We start from the raw sequence: 14,159 nt of genomic DNA, 5'->3' as shown, positions 1-14,159 counted from the left end.
GTCTAGGGGCAGGCTGCGACGGGCGGCCGCGGCGGAGCGGACGCGCGCGTGGTCGGGCGGAGCTGTCGGGCAGTGCCCATCGAGCCCGTGTTCGCCTCCGGTGGCGATCCTCGACCATGCGGTGGACGGGGGCGCCGGCGGCTCCGAGCGGTGGACGGGTGCGTGTGCAGCGTGCCGGGGACGCAGCCGTCAGTGCGTGGGCACCCGCTCCGGACGGATGCGCTCGGGAACGGGGACGAGCGCGTGGGTGATCGCGCTCGAGAGGGTGAAGGCGCTGGAGTCGAGGTGCGAGGAGTGCCCGAGTCGTGTCGCTTCGGAGGCGCGCTGCTTCGCTCCGGAGGCGGGCCGGATGTCTCCCGAGAGGCTGATCTCGCCGAACGCGGCGATCCCGGGCCGCAGCGGCGTGTAGGCGTGGGCGGAGGCGATGGCGACCGCGATCGCCAGGTCCGCCGCCGGCTCCATGAGCTTCACGCCGCCGACGGTCGACACGTAGACGTCGCAGCGCCGCAGGGGGATGCCCGCCTGCCGCTCGAGGACCGCGAGGATCATCGCGACCCGGGACGCGTCGACTCCGTTCGTGACGCGGCGGGGGTGCTCGCCGTCGTTCGCGATCACGAGCGCCTGGATCTCGACGGGGAGCGCGCGGCGTCCCTCCATCGCGACCGTGACGCAGATGCCCGGGGTGGGGAAGCGGGTGCGGCTGAGGAACAGACCGCTCGGGTCGGGGATCTCGGCGATGCCCTCGGCGGTCATCTCGAAGCAGCCGACCTCGTCCGTCGGGCCGAAGCGGTTCTTGAGCGAGCGGACGAAGCGCAGCGCCGTCTGCCGGTCGCCCTCGAAGTGGCAGACCACGTCGACCAGGTGCTCGAGCAGGCGCGGCCCCGCGATGGAGCCGTCCTTCGTGACGTGTCCGACGAGCACGAGGGGGAGCGCCCGCTCCTTGCAGACGCGGATGAGGGTCGCGGCGACCTCACGGACCTGGCTGGGACCGCCGGGCAGGCCGTCGACGGTGTCGCTCGCGACCGTCTGCACCGAGTCGACGATGAGCAGGTCCGGTCGGACCTCGTCGATCTGGCCGAGCACGGTGGCGAGGTCGGTCTCGGCCGCGAGGAAGAGGCTGTCGTGCATCGCGCCGGTGCGCTCGGCCCGCATGCGCACCTGCGCGGCCGACTCCTCCGCGCTGACGTAGAGGACCCGCTGGCCCTCGGCCGCGGCGCGGCTCGCGACCTCGAGCAGGAGGGTCGACTTGCCCACGCCGGGCTCTCCCGAGAGCAGCACGACCGCACCGGAGACGATCCCGCCGCCGAGCACGCGGTCGAGCTCGCCCACGCCGGTGGGGCGGTGCGCCGCCGACGTGGTCTCGATCTCGGTGATGGGCCGCGCGATGCGGCCGGCGGCCGGAGCCACAGCGGCGACCGCGCGGACGAGGCCGGTTCGCTCGGTGCTCTCGATCACGGAGCCCCACTGCTGGCACTCGCCGCAGCGGCCGACCCACTTCGCGGTCGTCCATCCGCACTCCGAGCAGCGGTACGGGGCGGTGCGCGTCTTCGAGGAGGCCATGAGGTCCTTTCGGGGCGAGGAGGGGGACGAGCGCGACGCTACGGGGGACCCCCGACACCGCCGCTCGTTCGAACGTGTCTTCGACAGTACCGTCGACCACCGACGCCGCGAGCGGGGCGCGCCAGGCCGGGGGAGAGGTCTCGTGGAAGCCGTCTGTGGAGGAGCGTCGTCGCGGAGGAGCGGAGGCGGAGGATCGCGCCTCGGAAGACGACTCCCGAGCGCCGCTCCGTCGGCGTCGGACGTCTGCGGGAGACTGGGGGACATGCCCTCGACAGTGCACGTCCTCAAGTCCGGCCGCCCGCTCGGAGTCAGCTGGTCCGGCCCCGAGGGCGCCGAGCGGGTCGTCGTCCTGGCGCATCCCGCTCCCGGCTCCTCGGACTTCGACCCCGAACCGGAGGTGACCGCGCGCCACGGGGTGCGCCTGCTCTCGTTCGACCGCCCGGGCTACGGCGCCTCCTCCCTCCTGACCGACCTCGACCCCGCCGGAGCGGGCGTCGGCGCCAGCCCCGAGCAGGCCGCCGCCGACATCGCCGAGTACCTCGCGACCGTCGGCATCGCCTCCGTCAGCGCCGCCGGCTGGTCGGCGGGAGGCCGCGTGGCCCTCGCGCTCGCCGCGAACTACCCCGGCCTCGTGGAGCGAGTCGCCGTGATCGGCACGCCCGCTCCCGACGACGCCGTGCCGTGGGTCGGCGACGAGAACCGCGCCGAGCTCGCCCGCCTCGCCACCCTCCCGCTCGACGAGGCCGTCCGCTCGCTCACCCGCACCCTCGAGGGCGCCTTCGGCCCGACCCCCGCTCCGGACGCCCTGCTCGGGATGCTCGGCTCCGGCGACGCCGACACCGCGGTGGTCGAGACCCCCGGCGTCCGCGAGCGCCTCTCGCGCATGCTCGAGCGCGCCGTCGCCCAGGGCGCCCTCGGCATGGCCGCCGACCTCATCGGCTACGGCGTGCAGGAGTGGGGCTTCGCCGTCGAGTCCGCCGAGCCGCCCGCGCTCCTCCTCTACGGTGCCGAGGACGCGGTCGCCGGCCGCCGCCACGCCGAGTGGTACGCCGCACGGCTGCCGGACTCCCGCCTCGAGGTCGTGCCCGGCCGCGGCCACCTGCTCGCGATCCCGGAGTGGGACCGCGTGCTCGGCTTCCTCCTCCCCGCCTGACGGCCGCCCGTCCGCTCGATTGGCGCGACTTCCGGCCGTCGCGTACACTCGACCCCGGTACCGTGTCCGAGCGGCCGAAGGAGCATGTCTCGAAAACATGTGTGGGCTTGCGTCCACCGTGGGTTCAAATCCCACCGGTACCGCCACTGTGAGGCCCCCTACTTCTCCGTTATTCCGGGGAAGTGGGGGGCCTCAGTCGTTTGTGACGATGCCTGTAGGCAACGAGATGGCAACAACTGGTCCTGGCGCGTCAGGCTCGCTGCGCCGCACGGCGGCAGATAGAATTGGCCCAGTTGGGGAGGTGTTTCGATGGTCGTACTGGTGAAAGATGCCGCGCGGGAAGCCGCCGTTTCCACCGTTGCAGCTTTCTGGCGCGGAGGCGTGCCTGTCGACCCTTACGCGGTTGCGAAGAATCTTGGCATCCGCGTCTTCGAGCGGTCGCTTCCCGAGGGGACGTCTGGTTTCATCCGAAAGCTGGTTCACGAGGACGCAGAGGTGTACCTCGAAACAAGCCATTCGAAACTCAGGAAGCGCTTTACTCTCGCGCACGAGATTGGCCACTACATTGAGCGCACGGAGATTCAGGACAAGCCCGATGAAGACTTTGGGTTTGTGGAGAAGCGGGGTGGCCGAACCGACGTCCACGAGTTTTTCGCGAATGAGTTTGCGGCCAACCTGTTGATGCCAGAGGAAGCCATACGTTCTGCGTATAAGCGTGAGCGAAACGCCATCCTGCTTGCCGCCGAGTTTCAGGTTTCGGTGTCTGCGATGCGCCTTCGTCTCGACAAGCTGCGACTCCTCGAATAGTGCCGTCTAAGCAGGCGGACGCCGTTGGAGACGATGACCATCGTCACGGGTGGTCTGGCTTTCCTGGTCCCGAGGGGGACGAGGATGACTTTGACGAAGCGACGCTCGACCAGATCAAGAGCGCGCGGGATGTGTCATCGGCAAGCACCGCAGCGCCATTCAATTACATTGAGCAGCGGCAGCGGCAGAAGATCCGGCGCGCAAAGAACGAGAACCGCATGCGGGTCAAGTTCTTCCGCTGGTCGGCAACGCTGACAAGTTGCATGATCGGCGGTAACTTCCTGCTCTTTGGATACTACCTCTGGTCTGAGTCGACGTCGTCAACCGCGAATATCCCCGAGAGCGTGATGTTGGCCTGGATCGGGGCCACTGTGGTTGAAATCATCGGAGTCGTGACGATCATCGCAACTCACTTGTTCCCGGGGAAAAAGTGGGCGGCGGCGAGGGCGAAGTCTTCATCGAAGTAAGCGCTCGGGCGCGTGCTTCGTCCAAAGCAGTCGCCACGGCATTCAGATCGTCGTCAAACAGGTCCGCATAAGTGTCGAGCGTCATCGCTGCCGATGCGTGACCGAGCATCCGCTGCACCGCCTTCACGTTCGCACCCGCTGAGATTGCGAGCGATGCGGCGGTGTGTCGACAATCGTGAATCGTGATGGTGGGGAAGTGCTCGTCGACGGCGCGCGCTTTCCGAATCGCTGCGACCCACCAGCCGCGGCGACCATCCGGGGTCCGGACGTACTCGCTGCCGTCGCCGAAAAGGATGGCGCTGGGAGCGCGATGCTCGGTGAGCTCGCGCAGCGCCTCGTCGAGGAACGGCGGGAACGGCACCGATCGTGCCTCGTGCGTCTTCGGCGTGCCGACAATGATCTTGCCGCCGACGTTCACGGCGTTCTCCGTAACGTTGAGTCGACGGCGTTGCAGGTCGACCGACCCGACCCGCAGCCCGGTCGCTTCACCCCACCGGAGACCCGTGTACGCGAGGAGCTGCACGAGCGTCTGGTGATTTCGTGCGCCGAGTGCGAGGAGCTGTACCTGCCGGTGAGTGAGGTAGATGCGCGCCTTGCCGGTCTTCCTCGGCAGCGCCACACCTCGGGCGGGGTTCGACGGAATCCGCCTGTCCTTCACGGCGACGTCGAGGACGGCCGCGAGCACGCCGTAGGCCCTGAGCACCGTTGTCGCCGAGCGGTTAACTGAGAGCTTCGTTACCCACGTCTGCACCTCACTGTGCCGAATGCCCGCAAGCGCGCGCTTTCCCCAAGTGGGCTCGACCTGCAACCAGAACGGCGTCTACTACAGCTACGACCCGAGCCGCATGGCAAAGGAGATCGCACGCAAGCAGGTCGCAGCCGCCGCGCTCTACAGCGACTAGCGCCACCCGGCCTCCGAAGTCTGGCCCGAAATGTTCGCGTCGGGTTCGAACTTCGGGGGCGTCTCGCTCCCCACCAGAACGGTAATGGCAGGGTCGCTGCACCTTGCTAGTTTCTCCGCAACCCGCTAGTAGTCTTCGTCAACGGCTTCAAAGCGTCGCAGAAGAAAATCGCGAAACTTTGGGGCCGTATATCGGTACTCACCTTTTCTTGGTCGGTACAAGATGTTCGACTTCACTAGACGACCAAGGAGGACATTGATGTTTTCATTAGATTTCTTGGATTCCTTATTTAGCTCCTTCACCACGAGGGGCGGATAAGTGCACTTAGCCGAGTCCATAAGAAGATCTTGCTCTGCGGGCGTTAGCGATTCAATGCGCGGTTCGTAAAAATCAAGATCGAGACGCTGGGTGATCCGATCTTCGATCAATCGAAGTGTTTCTAGGCTGATGACACTCACACCCGCTGCGACGGTGGCGTCCCAGAGCTCGGCTCCCCAGAGTTGGATAAAGTATGGATACCCATCGACATCGAACACGACCTGGTTCGTCACGTCTGGTGTTGCGGAAACAGACGTATTTTCCAGAGGTTGCAGGAATGCAGCCTTAGCATCCTCGGTCTTGAGTGAGGAGATCTTGAATCCACGGAACATTCGCTCGGTGTAGGTGCGTGCTGATAACAGATTCACCGCCAAAGTTGGCAGTCCGCAAAGAACCAAATTCAATGGCACGCCCTGCTTCTGCAGCGTGGAGACTGATGCGATCAGGCTCGAAAGCGGGTGGTCCCCCGCTGGTGACCGATCGTCCACGAGTACCTGTGCTTCGTCGAATAAGACGACCAGCCCAAGTCGGTCTTGCTTGGTGGCATTAGTAGCTGCTTCCAAGAGGATAGTTGCAATGCTCTTGGTCGTAGAATCTAAGTCCCCTGCAAGTGACCATTTGAAACCTTCGTACTCAACCGTTGCTGCGCGCCGGGCCACCCCGGCAATCGCACCAGCCGCATTACGCACTCGTCCGGCGACAGACAGATCTTGCTCGAGGGCGGCAGCCTTGCCTTCGAGTAACTGACGGAAGTTGTCGTCGCTGCAGTGCCGCGGCTCTAGCTCCACGTTGATCGTCGCCCAGCCCCCCGCCTCGGCCTCCTCCTGAAAACGTTGTAGCAGAACAGTTTTCCCAACGCCGCGCAGTCCCGTGATTCGGCAGTTTCCGGGTATTTCCGGTGATGACGCGAGTGTCTTGATGAAGCCGTCAATGTCGGGCTGTCGCCCAGCGAGAAAAGTTGGGCGAAGTCCTACTCCTGGGCGGTAGGGGTTCCGAGGCGCTTCGGTCATTCGCCAATCATATGACCTAACAGACCAACTGTTAGGTCTTAAGGCGCGCGCTCCACTCGCGATCACGTCGGTGGCAAGCCCTGCTCTGCACGCGTGTCGCACCACCACTGGACCCCGATGAGCATGGTCTCCCGCTCGATCATCCCTGGCGAGTGGAGGAGAGCGGACCGTGTCTGAGCGGCTGGCACGGCGACGTGGCATGGGGGCTGTGCGACACGAGCGGTAACGTCAATCTCGCAGGCATGCTCAGGGCGAGAGCCTGGCGGGGAGGAAGCGTCATGACGAACAAGGGTGAACTGTGGGGCGACGCGCGCGTTGGTTTTCCGGATTGGAGCGGCACAGCGCAACTTGATCAGCGCCGGACGGGGGAACGCGCACGCCTGGAGGACGTCATCGGTCTTGATCACGAGGAGTGGATGATTCTCGGGATCGAACTCGGCGGCGGCGAGGTCGAGCACGGACGTCACGACCTGCATGTCGTTGCCGTCCGGCGAAGTGACCTCCCGGCCACCAAGGTCGACTTCGACTACAACGAGGAGATCCCGGTCACCGATTTCCTGGTGCACAACGTCGACCCCTACGGAATTCTGCGCGCCATCACGCATTCCTTCGAACTCCGGTTTCGTCACCGCGGCTGGGGCGAGCACCCTCTCCGTGTTGTCTCGCTGAGCGACGTTCCGAAGCAGGACGACTGACGGACCGGACGTGTCCGGTCCCGAGGGGCCGGCGGCTACGTCTTTGCCGCCGTCTCGATCGCGGGGACTTCTGCTCGGATATCTTTTGCAAGATCAGGAATCAGTTCGGATAGCGAACGAATTAGGTGAGGCGAGTAGGGGCGATACGGCAGGGTGAGTTCCTTCCCTCCGACCGAGACCCGCACACTGATCGACCGCGGCCAGTCGTCACCCTCCTTCTCGTTGTTGGTGACGCTGTCGACGACCAGGGATGTGATGGCGGTCCTGTTGAACACGGAGCTCACGGCCGATGGGTTCTGCCGGGAAGCGTTGACATCGACCACGACCACTACGGCGTCGGTGATGGCGACGACCTGCCCGATCGGATTGTCGTAGGGGTCGACCGAATGATCGAGGTACAGGATCGGTGACGCTCCCGCAATGAGTGCGATCTGGCTCGCGGATTGACGCACCCAGTAGGGGATTCCGTTCCAGGTGATGTGAACGGTGTTCGAGTCCACGTCGGTGAGCTGCTGCTCGATCTGGTCAACTACAGCTTTCGATGCGGCTGTCATCTCAACTTCCTTGTCGTCGATGGCGTCACCGTCGCGCGGTGATGGCCAGGAGCCTAGCCCGGCACGAACCGCGCAGGGCAACCCGCTCCAACTCGCGCCGCCCGGCCCGTGTCTAGCCGGAGGAATCGTCTCGTTGTTCCCGCCGACCTGACAATTGCGCAATGAGCGACGTGTCGGTCCTGCAGTACTGGGACCCGGAGAGTGGACACCAACGCCTCCTCGCTACTCCTGCCGGAGCGGTCAGGGGGGCGTTTCGTTGTGGAGCAACGACTACAGGCGCCGGAACCCGCGGCGGAGGAACTTCTCCCACCGGCTCCGCTCTGCGTCCGCAACGGCACGATCCTCGTGCGGGCCCTCGTCGAAGATGTCGTCCCACATGAAGCTCGGTTTGGTGCGATCAACCACTCGGTACACGGTCATCCCGTCGACTACTTCTTCCAGCACCTGCACATCAATCTGAGCGTCCATCTTCGGAGGCTACCCACCCACTCCGCGCTCTGTCAGTTGTTGGCAGCAGGATTTCCGCATGTCGCACCACTGGACGCCGCTCTCGATGGTCTCCCGCTCCGTCCGACCCCGCGAGTGGCGCATGGGTGACAAGCGCGAGGATCTCGGCTGGATCAGACTCGTGCAGTACCAGGGCCGTCCGACTTACGTCTGCGTCACGCGCAGCGAGTGGGTCGTCGGCGGCGGGGACACGCTCCGTGAGGCGGCTGAAGCGTTCCTCGCGTGGTCTCGTGCGCGCTGACCCTACTGGCCTCCAGATCGACCTTCGCCGAGGTCGATGTGGCTGGTCGCTCTGTCGCTGAGCAGCCCCAGACCGATCACGAACAGGATGCCGGCGCCGTACCCGTCGACGGGGTGCAGCGTGACGATCGACCGCACCAGGAACACGACGGCGATTGAGACGACGAGGTCGCCGGCCGCGAGGGTCAGCGCCTCCATGTGCCCGGTTCGCTTGCTCACCCGACGATGGTAGTTCGACCATCGCTCCCTGTCGGCGAGCCCCTCAGCGCGTAGCAAGCTGTCCACTTTCCGGCGGTAAGTCTGCTCGGCCGGTCCGCAGCAAGCTGTCGACTTAGGTCCCCTAAGTCCGGATCGTCCGTGCGGAGCAAGCTATAGACATACCCGGGGTAAGTCGGCTTGGTCCCCTCCGACGTCCGTCGTCGGGTTCGGTTGCACCTGGGCTGAGCGATCGTAGGGCGGCGCCGTCGGCGGAGATGCGCTGACGGTCATTGAGGTGGTTCGATTGCGTCATGCTTCCGCAGCAGCGCGCAGGACAACGTTGGGCGTACCGCGAGGCCGCAGGTAGGCCTCTCGCCGAGGTCGAAGTCCTCGCCACTGGCGTCGATCCTCAAAAACCGCGAGTCAAGATCGCGTTCCAAGATGACGCCCACGAGGGGCGCGTCGAATGGGTGCCCGCGGGACGCCTCAAGGTCCGGTGGAGTGATCGGGAGAGGTTCCTCGAAGAGGAGCGCCGGTGGGATGACGTGCAGGCAGACGGTCGCCCAATCTACGAAGAGCGCGAAGCGGCGTGGACCGTCTTCTTCACCATCTGCCCCGACCTGATGGACCTCTACTACAACGGTGCGATGGGAATCGGCGTGATCACCGACGTCGACAGGCTCGCAGCCATAGCCGGCATCGGCGCCGACGAGATCAGGGCCAGCGAGGGCAGCTTCGTCGAAGGTGGGCGCACGCACATCCGATGGTTCCTGACCCGCGACATCGCCCGCCGGCTCGCGCACCGACACCCGACAGCAGTACTCGATCTCGTGCAGCGCGACAACCGGGGCGACGAAGCGAAGTACCTCAAGTGGGCGGAGGACGCTGAGGCGTACTGGCAGCCACTGGAGGAGACAGTCCAGATCTATCGGGACCGCGTTGCTGACCTGAAGAAGGACCGCGAGATCCTGAAGCTCTGGACGGGCGAGAGTGAGAACTACGAGCACCAGGCCCGTGCGCAGCTCGAAGCAGACTTCCTCCACTTGGCCCAGCTCGCACAGCAGGCCGCCACCTCGCTCCGTTACCAGCGCACCAAGAAGGCAGCGAGGCTCGCAGGCGACATCGAACGCGCGATCCGGCGCGAACGGCAACGCTGATCAGTGGCAACAGAGTGGCAACGACTGAGCAAAGCCAAGAGCATCGATCAAGGCCCTAGAAATCGTAGATCGCTGTCATCGTGCGGGATTACGGCCGTCTCCCCGTGCTGGCACGGAGCGCATTCGAGTTCAAATCCCACCGGTACCGCCAACGAGAAGGCCCCCGCTTCCACGGAAGCAGGGGGCCTTCGTCGTTCCCGGCGTCGTGCGGCGGTCGCGACGTGCGGGTCAGCCGGCGTGGAGCAGCCAGGAGCGGCCGGCGCGCAGGGCCCGGTAGAGGCGCCTGACCGCGTGGTCGGCCTCGGCCGAGCCGACGTCCGAGAAGGAGCCCGCCCCGCCCCAGAGCCCGAGCGCGTCGGCGGCCGCCGCCCGGACCTCTCGGCGGGTCGTCGCTCCGGCGAACATCTCGTCGAGCCGGTCCGCGACGCGGGCCCGCGCGCCGTCCTGCTGCGACCGCGCGACGTCGCGCACCTCGGCGACGGCCGCCGTGATCTCGGCGAGCACAGCGGGGATCGTGCGGTCCATCCTCCTGAGCCTAGGAGCGCGAGCGCGAGCGCTGCGAGGCGGCGTGGGTCAGGAGCGTCGCCACGACTCCGACGAGCACGCCCAGCGCGGTCTCGAGCGCCCGGTCGCGCAGCAGCACGAGCTCGTCGACGGGGTGCGCGAGCTCGACCATGAGGATCGCGAGCGGAGTGACGAAGGCGAGGGTCAGGCCGTAGTTGCGGCCGACGACGAGCTCGGCGGTCATCTGGAGGAGCACCACCACCACGATCACGGCGAGCGGGGAGAGCGGCAGGGCCAGGAGCGCGGCCGCGATCAGCACTCCGACGATCGTGCCGAGCATCCGGTGGCCCGCGCGCACGAGCCGGGCGCCCGCGTCCGCTCCCGAGACGGCTGCGACGGCGGAGACCATCGCCCAGTAGGGGTGGCCCAGGCCCGTCGCGGTCGGGATGGTGCCTGCCACCAGGACGACGGCCCCGAAGCGGAGCAGGGCGGCGCGCGTCGCCGGACGGGCCGCCGCCGCGCGGAACGAGGTGCGCCACGGCGTCGGGGCGAGGCGGCGTGCGCGGGGGAGCGCGAGACCGCTCAGGCCGACGACGAGCGAGAAGGCGGCGGAGCCCGCGGCGAGAGCGACGGCGAGCGGGATCCGCGAGGGCTCGGACGGGACGGACGCGCACGCCGTGACGGCGAACACCGGGAACAGCGGGCCGGGCGGGTGCCAGTGCAGGGCGTCGCTGAGGTAGGCCGCCGCGACGGTCACGGCGACCACGACGGGGATGATCAGCCAGTCGCGGTGAGGAGAGAGGGAGACGACGGTGCCGAGGGTCACGGTGGTGACGAGGAACGCGGCTGCCGACAGCTGCATCAGCAGGCGCGGCCGGTGCGTGTGCTGGCGACCGTAGAGGGCCGTGAAGGCGCCGAAGGTCGCGTAGAGGGCGAGATCGGTGCGGCCGAGCGCCCAGAGGACGAGCAGCGGGACGGCGATCGAGACGCCGGCGCGCAGGGCGACGCGATGGGCGCCGGCGTGCGGGCCGAAGGCGAGGAGCTCGCGGGGGTGGGGCAGAACGGGGGTGGCGGCCATCGGGTCCTCTGATCGGGGTCCGAGCGGCGGCGGCCGGAGAAGTGTTTCACGGGTGAAGCAGATATACTTTACGTGTGAATCAGTCTGAAAGCCAGCCGGGCGACGCGGTCGACGAGATCAGGGCGGGCTGGGCGGTGCTGCGGCCCGAGCTCGACACCTCCGCCGTCGACGTCGTCGGGCGGCTGATCCGCGCCTCCGCGCTGATCGTCCGGGCGACGGAGGAGCTGCTCGCCGCCCACGGGCTGACCCGCGGCGAGTTCGACGTGCTCTCCACGCTGCGTCGCGCCGGCGCTCCGCAGTCGCCGACGACCCTCCGGACGATCGCCCTCGCCTCCGCTCCCGCGATCACCAAGCGCGTGCACTCGCTGGAGCGTCGGGGCCTGGTGCGGCGCGCCGCGAACCCGGCGGACGGGCGCGGCTCGCTCATCACGCTGACTCGCGAGGGGGAGGAGCTGGTCGACCGGGCCTTCCCCGAGGTGCTCGACGCCGAGCGGGCGCTGCTCTCGGGGGTGCCCGCCGATCTGCGGGCGGAGGCGTCGCGCTCGCTCCGCGCGGTGCTCGCGAGCGTCGAGGCCGCCGCGAACCGGTGACCCGCGTGGTGACTGCGAGGCGGCGGGCGCTCGCTACCGTGGTCCCATGCGCCTGACCTCGAGCTTCACCGTGCCGACGCGGCCGCCGGTGCTGCAGCTGGTCAAGACGGCGGCGGCCACGGTCGTCACCTGGCTCCTCGCCGGCGTCGTCTTCCCGGGGACGCTGCCCGTCTTCGGCGCGATCGCCGCGCTCCTCGTCGTCGCGCCGAGCATCAACCAGTCGTTCTCCAAGGCCCTCGAGCGCTCGGTCGGCGTCGTCATCGGCGTGATCGTCGGATCAGTGATCGGCACGGTGCTCGGCGGCGAGAGCATCATCGTTCTCCTCGCGATCGTGGCCGCGATCGCCGTCGGGTGGGCCGTGCGCCTGACCCCCGCCTCCGCGGTGCAGATCCCGATCAGCGCGATGCTCGTGCTCTCGGTGGGCGCGGTCACGCCGAACTACGCGCTCGACCGCATCCTCGAGACCCTGCTGGGTGCGGCGGTGGGAGTCGTCATCAACGTGCTCATCGTCCCTCCGGTCGTGCTGGCGCCGGCCGAGCGGGCGATCGGAGACCTCACCGCCCAGCTCGCTGCGGCCCTCGACGATCTCGGAGACGCCCTCCAGACGGTTGTTCCGCGACGCCGGCTCGACGAGCTGCTCATCAACGCCCGGCTGCTGCAGACCATGCAGAGCAAGGCCGAGGAGGCGATCGCGACCGGCGAGGAGTCCCTCCGCCTCAACCCGCGCCGCTCCGCCCACCGCGACCGGCTGCTGGCCCTCGACTCCGTCGTCCCGCGGCTGGGGCGCATCGTGACCCGGGTCCGGGGCATGACGCGGACCGTGCACGACCTCTACGACGACGAGCTCATCGGGGAGCCGACGATCGCCGACATCGCCGTCCAGCTGCACCGGGCCGCCCACGATCTGCGGCTCCTCGTGCAGTCCTCGGTCGACGTTCCCGAGCCGGAGGCGATCACGGACGAGCTGCCCGCTCTCACCGCGCCGCTCTCGATCGCGACTCCGCACCCGCAGCACTGGATCCTGCTGGGGGCGCTCGCCGAGGACCTGCGGCGCATCCGCGAGGAGATCGTCGGCGCGGAGTCCTGACGGGCGGGCGCCGAGTGGGGTCGGCGGGAGGGCTGCTCTTGCTGCGCTCGGCGTCTCACGCCGCGCGACGTGCGGGTCGTGGTGGCCTGTGGTGGTCAGCCGTCCTGCTCGCCGTCCTCCCTCGATCCGCCGCCCTCGACGAGCTCGCCGTCGCCCGGGTCCGGAGCGACCTGGTGCAGTGCCTCCGGATCGCTCGCCTCGGCGTGGAGGGTCTTGCCCTCGGCGATGAGGGAGTCGTCGTCCACGAGGATCCCGGCCAGCTCGGTGATGCGTCCCCGGAGAGCGCCGATCGGGTCCTCGGTGGGCGCGTCCTCCTCGGAGTGGTCGACCTCCGAGTCGGGGTAGCGGCGGAGGGCGGCCTCGTCCCGGTCGGGCTGCGGCGCCCGCGCGTGCTCGACGCAGAGGCGGGCGACCTCCTCCGCGTGCGCGTGCATCACGGAGTGGGAGGCGTCGGGGATCTCCCAGGCCCGCGCGTGCGGCATCGACCGGGCGATCTCCTCCGCCCACTCGCGCGGAACGAGCCGGTCGAACTCGCCGCGGATGACGAGGGCGGACGCGCGGATCCGGGGGACGGTCTCCTCGATCCGGTAGTGCATCATCTCGGGCAGCACACGGGAGAACCAGCGCGGTCCGCAGAGGAGGTATGCGCCCGCGGCGAGGATCGCGACCTTGAGCGGCTCGCGGACGCTCGACTGGGCGAAGCGGAGCGCGGCGGTCGGGAGGCGGCGCTCGTGCCGGTTCATCACGGGTCCGAGCAGGACGATGGTGGTCAGCTCCGGACGGCGCGCGGCGAGCTCGGCCACCACCTGCGTCCCCATCGAGTGGCCGAGGACGACGGGATCGTCGAGGCCGAGCTCGTCGATGACGGCGCCGACCAGCTCGGCGTAGTCCCCGATGTCCATGCGCCGCGCGTCGATCGGGTGCGGCACGCCGCCGAAGCCCGGCAGGTCGAGAGCGTGCACCGGGCCGAACTCGTTGAGCGCGGGCGCGAGGCGCTCGAAGTACGTGGCCGCGACTCCGATCCCCGGCACGAGGACGAACGTGCGCTCGCCGTCGCGCCCCACTGTGCTCACCCGCGCCCAGACGTCGCGGTGGTGCACGCGCTGGACCGAGACGTCGGTGCTGCGGGTGCGGCGGTGCGGATCCCGCCCCCGGGAGCGCGTGGTCGCGAAGACGTCGCGGACTCCGCGCCGGAGGGTCGTGGCGAGGGTGGGGAGGAGGTCGCTCGGGCGGAGCACGGGGCCTCCTTCGATCGGGGGAGTCGGTCGCTGCGAGCCTAGGCGCTCGCCGGCGGGCTCAGATCAGCATGTCGTCCGACCTGTGGAGGATCAG

At 68.1% G+C, this 14,159-nt stretch carries 17 protein-coding genes and 1 tRNA gene; 9 read left to right on the top strand and 9 right to left on the bottom strand.

Annotated features, from left to right (window positions below; all coding sequences use genetic code 11):
* Positions 1–189: 189 nt before the first annotated feature.
* Positions 190–1,560 carry a DNA repair protein RadA gene (radA, locus tag C5C10_RS07055; RefSeq protein ID WP_104224086.1) on the bottom strand — a complete coding sequence of 457 codons (1,371 nt, stop codon included), beginning with the start codon at positions 1,558–1,560 and terminating at the stop codon, positions 190–192.
* A 262-nt stretch (positions 1,561–1,822) separates the two neighbouring features.
* Between radA and C5C10_RS07050 the strand changes: the two genes are divergently transcribed.
* The 4 genes from C5C10_RS07050 to C5C10_RS17555 all read left to right on the top strand — a co-directional run bounded on the left by C5C10_RS07050 (position 1,823) and on the right by C5C10_RS17555 (position 3,987).
* Positions 1,823–2,713, top strand: coding sequence for an alpha/beta fold hydrolase (locus C5C10_RS07050; RefSeq protein ID WP_181073411.1), 891 nt, complete (start codon positions 1,823–1,825; stop codon positions 2,711–2,713).
* Between the two features lie 56 nt (positions 2,714–2,769).
* Positions 2,770–2,859: transfer RNA gene (locus C5C10_RS07045), tRNA-Ser, on the top strand.
* A gap of 163 nt (positions 2,860–3,022) precedes the next feature.
* Complete coding sequence (locus C5C10_RS07040; protein WP_104328902.1) at positions 3,023–3,520, top strand: ImmA/IrrE family metallo-endopeptidase; 498 nt, start codon at positions 3,023–3,025, stop codon at positions 3,518–3,520.
* Entirely contained in the window at positions 3,520–3,987 is a 468-nt protein-coding gene (locus C5C10_RS17555) for a hypothetical protein (RefSeq protein ID WP_146082118.1), read from the top strand. Before C5C10_RS07040 ends, C5C10_RS17555 begins: the two co-directional genes overlap by 1 nt.
* Here the strand turns inward: C5C10_RS17555 and C5C10_RS07035 are convergent.
* On the bottom strand, positions 3,920–4,690 hold the full coding sequence (locus C5C10_RS07035) for a site-specific integrase (protein WP_258060468.1): 771 nt from the start codon (positions 4,688–4,690) through the stop codon (positions 3,920–3,922). The two genes, C5C10_RS17555 and C5C10_RS07035, sit on opposite strands and share 68 nt — an antisense overlap.
* Before the next feature lie 324 nt (positions 4,691–5,014).
* The gene (locus C5C10_RS17550; RefSeq protein WP_181073410.1) at positions 5,015–6,217 is read right to left on the bottom strand and encodes an AAA family ATPase; all 1,203 of its coding nucleotides are present in this window, start codon (positions 6,215–6,217) and stop codon (positions 5,015–5,017) included.
* Positions 6,218–6,495: 278 nt separating this feature from the next.
* Between C5C10_RS17550 and C5C10_RS07030 the strand changes: the two genes are divergently transcribed.
* Positions 6,496–6,912: a hypothetical protein gene (locus C5C10_RS07030; RefSeq protein ID WP_104328900.1), complete on the top strand. Its 417-nt coding sequence runs from the start codon at positions 6,496–6,498 to the stop codon at positions 6,910–6,912.
* 35 nt (positions 6,913–6,947) lie between these two features.
* Here C5C10_RS07030 and C5C10_RS07025 read toward each other — a convergent pair whose 3' ends face one another.
* Positions 6,948–7,466 carry a hypothetical protein gene (locus C5C10_RS07025; protein ID WP_104328899.1) on the bottom strand — a complete coding sequence of 173 codons (519 nt, stop codon included), beginning with the start codon at positions 7,464–7,466 and terminating at the stop codon, positions 6,948–6,950.
* A gap of 270 nt (positions 7,467–7,736) precedes the next feature.
* Positions 7,737–7,934 carry a hypothetical protein gene (locus tag C5C10_RS07020; RefSeq protein ID WP_104328898.1) on the bottom strand — a complete coding sequence of 66 codons (198 nt, stop codon included), beginning with the start codon at positions 7,932–7,934 and terminating at the stop codon, positions 7,737–7,739.
* 58 nt (positions 7,935–7,992) lie between these two features.
* On the opposite strand from C5C10_RS07020, the gene C5C10_RS07015 reads away from it, so the two are divergent.
* Positions 7,993–8,214 carry a hypothetical protein gene (locus tag C5C10_RS07015; RefSeq protein ID WP_104328897.1) on the top strand — a complete coding sequence of 74 codons (222 nt, stop codon included), beginning with the start codon at positions 7,993–7,995 and terminating at the stop codon, positions 8,212–8,214.
* A 2-nt stretch (positions 8,215–8,216) separates the two neighbouring features.
* Here the strand turns inward: C5C10_RS07015 and C5C10_RS07010 are convergent, their stop codons facing one another.
* Positions 8,217–8,432 carry a hypothetical protein gene (locus C5C10_RS07010; protein ID WP_146082116.1) on the bottom strand — a complete coding sequence of 72 codons (216 nt, stop codon included), beginning with the start codon at positions 8,430–8,432 and terminating at the stop codon, positions 8,217–8,219.
* 290 nt (positions 8,433–8,722) lie between these two features.
* Here C5C10_RS07010 and C5C10_RS07005 point away from each other — a divergent pair, with 290 nt between their 5' ends.
* On the top strand, positions 8,723–9,568 hold the full coding sequence (locus C5C10_RS07005) for a hypothetical protein (protein ID WP_146082115.1): 846 nt from the start codon (positions 8,723–8,725) through the stop codon (positions 9,566–9,568).
* A gap of 228 nt (positions 9,569–9,796) precedes the next feature.
* On the opposite strand, the gene C5C10_RS07000 is transcribed toward C5C10_RS07005, so the two are convergent.
* Both C5C10_RS07000 and C5C10_RS06995 read right to left on the bottom strand, forming a co-directional pair.
* Positions 9,797–10,093 carry a hypothetical protein gene (locus C5C10_RS07000; protein ID WP_104266666.1) on the bottom strand — a complete coding sequence of 99 codons (297 nt, stop codon included), beginning with the start codon at positions 10,091–10,093 and terminating at the stop codon, positions 9,797–9,799.
* Positions 10,094–10,103: 10 nt separating this feature from the next.
* Positions 10,104–11,150, bottom strand: coding sequence for an FUSC family protein (locus C5C10_RS06995; RefSeq protein WP_104233499.1), 1,047 nt, complete (start codon positions 11,148–11,150; stop codon positions 10,104–10,106).
* Between the two features lie 74 nt (positions 11,151–11,224).
* Here C5C10_RS06995 and C5C10_RS06990 point away from each other — a divergent pair, with 74 nt between their 5' ends.
* Together C5C10_RS06990 and C5C10_RS06985 are read left to right on the top strand one after the other, a co-directional pair.
* Positions 11,225–11,740 (top strand): MarR family winged helix-turn-helix transcriptional regulator, encoded by a 516-nt coding sequence (locus C5C10_RS06990; protein WP_104328894.1) that lies wholly within the window; start codon positions 11,225–11,227, stop codon positions 11,738–11,740.
* A 46-nt stretch (positions 11,741–11,786) separates the two neighbouring features.
* Complete coding sequence (locus tag C5C10_RS06985) at positions 11,787–12,827, top strand: aromatic acid exporter family protein (protein ID WP_104328893.1); 1,041 nt, start codon at positions 11,787–11,789, stop codon at positions 12,825–12,827.
* Between the two features lie 95 nt (positions 12,828–12,922).
* Here C5C10_RS06985 and C5C10_RS06980 read toward each other — a convergent pair whose 3' ends face one another.
* Positions 12,923–14,065: an alpha/beta fold hydrolase gene (locus tag C5C10_RS06980; RefSeq protein ID WP_104239287.1), complete on the bottom strand. Its 1,143-nt coding sequence runs from the start codon at positions 14,063–14,065 to the stop codon at positions 12,923–12,925.
* Between the last annotated feature and the right edge of the window lie 94 nt (positions 14,066–14,159).

The sequence above is a fragment of the Rathayibacter sp. AY1A3 genome, assembly GCF_002930975.1.
Classification (GTDB): Bacteria; Actinomycetota; Actinomycetes; order Actinomycetales; family Microbacteriaceae; genus Rathayibacter.
This window is presented reverse-complemented; position numbering and strand designations above follow the sequence as displayed.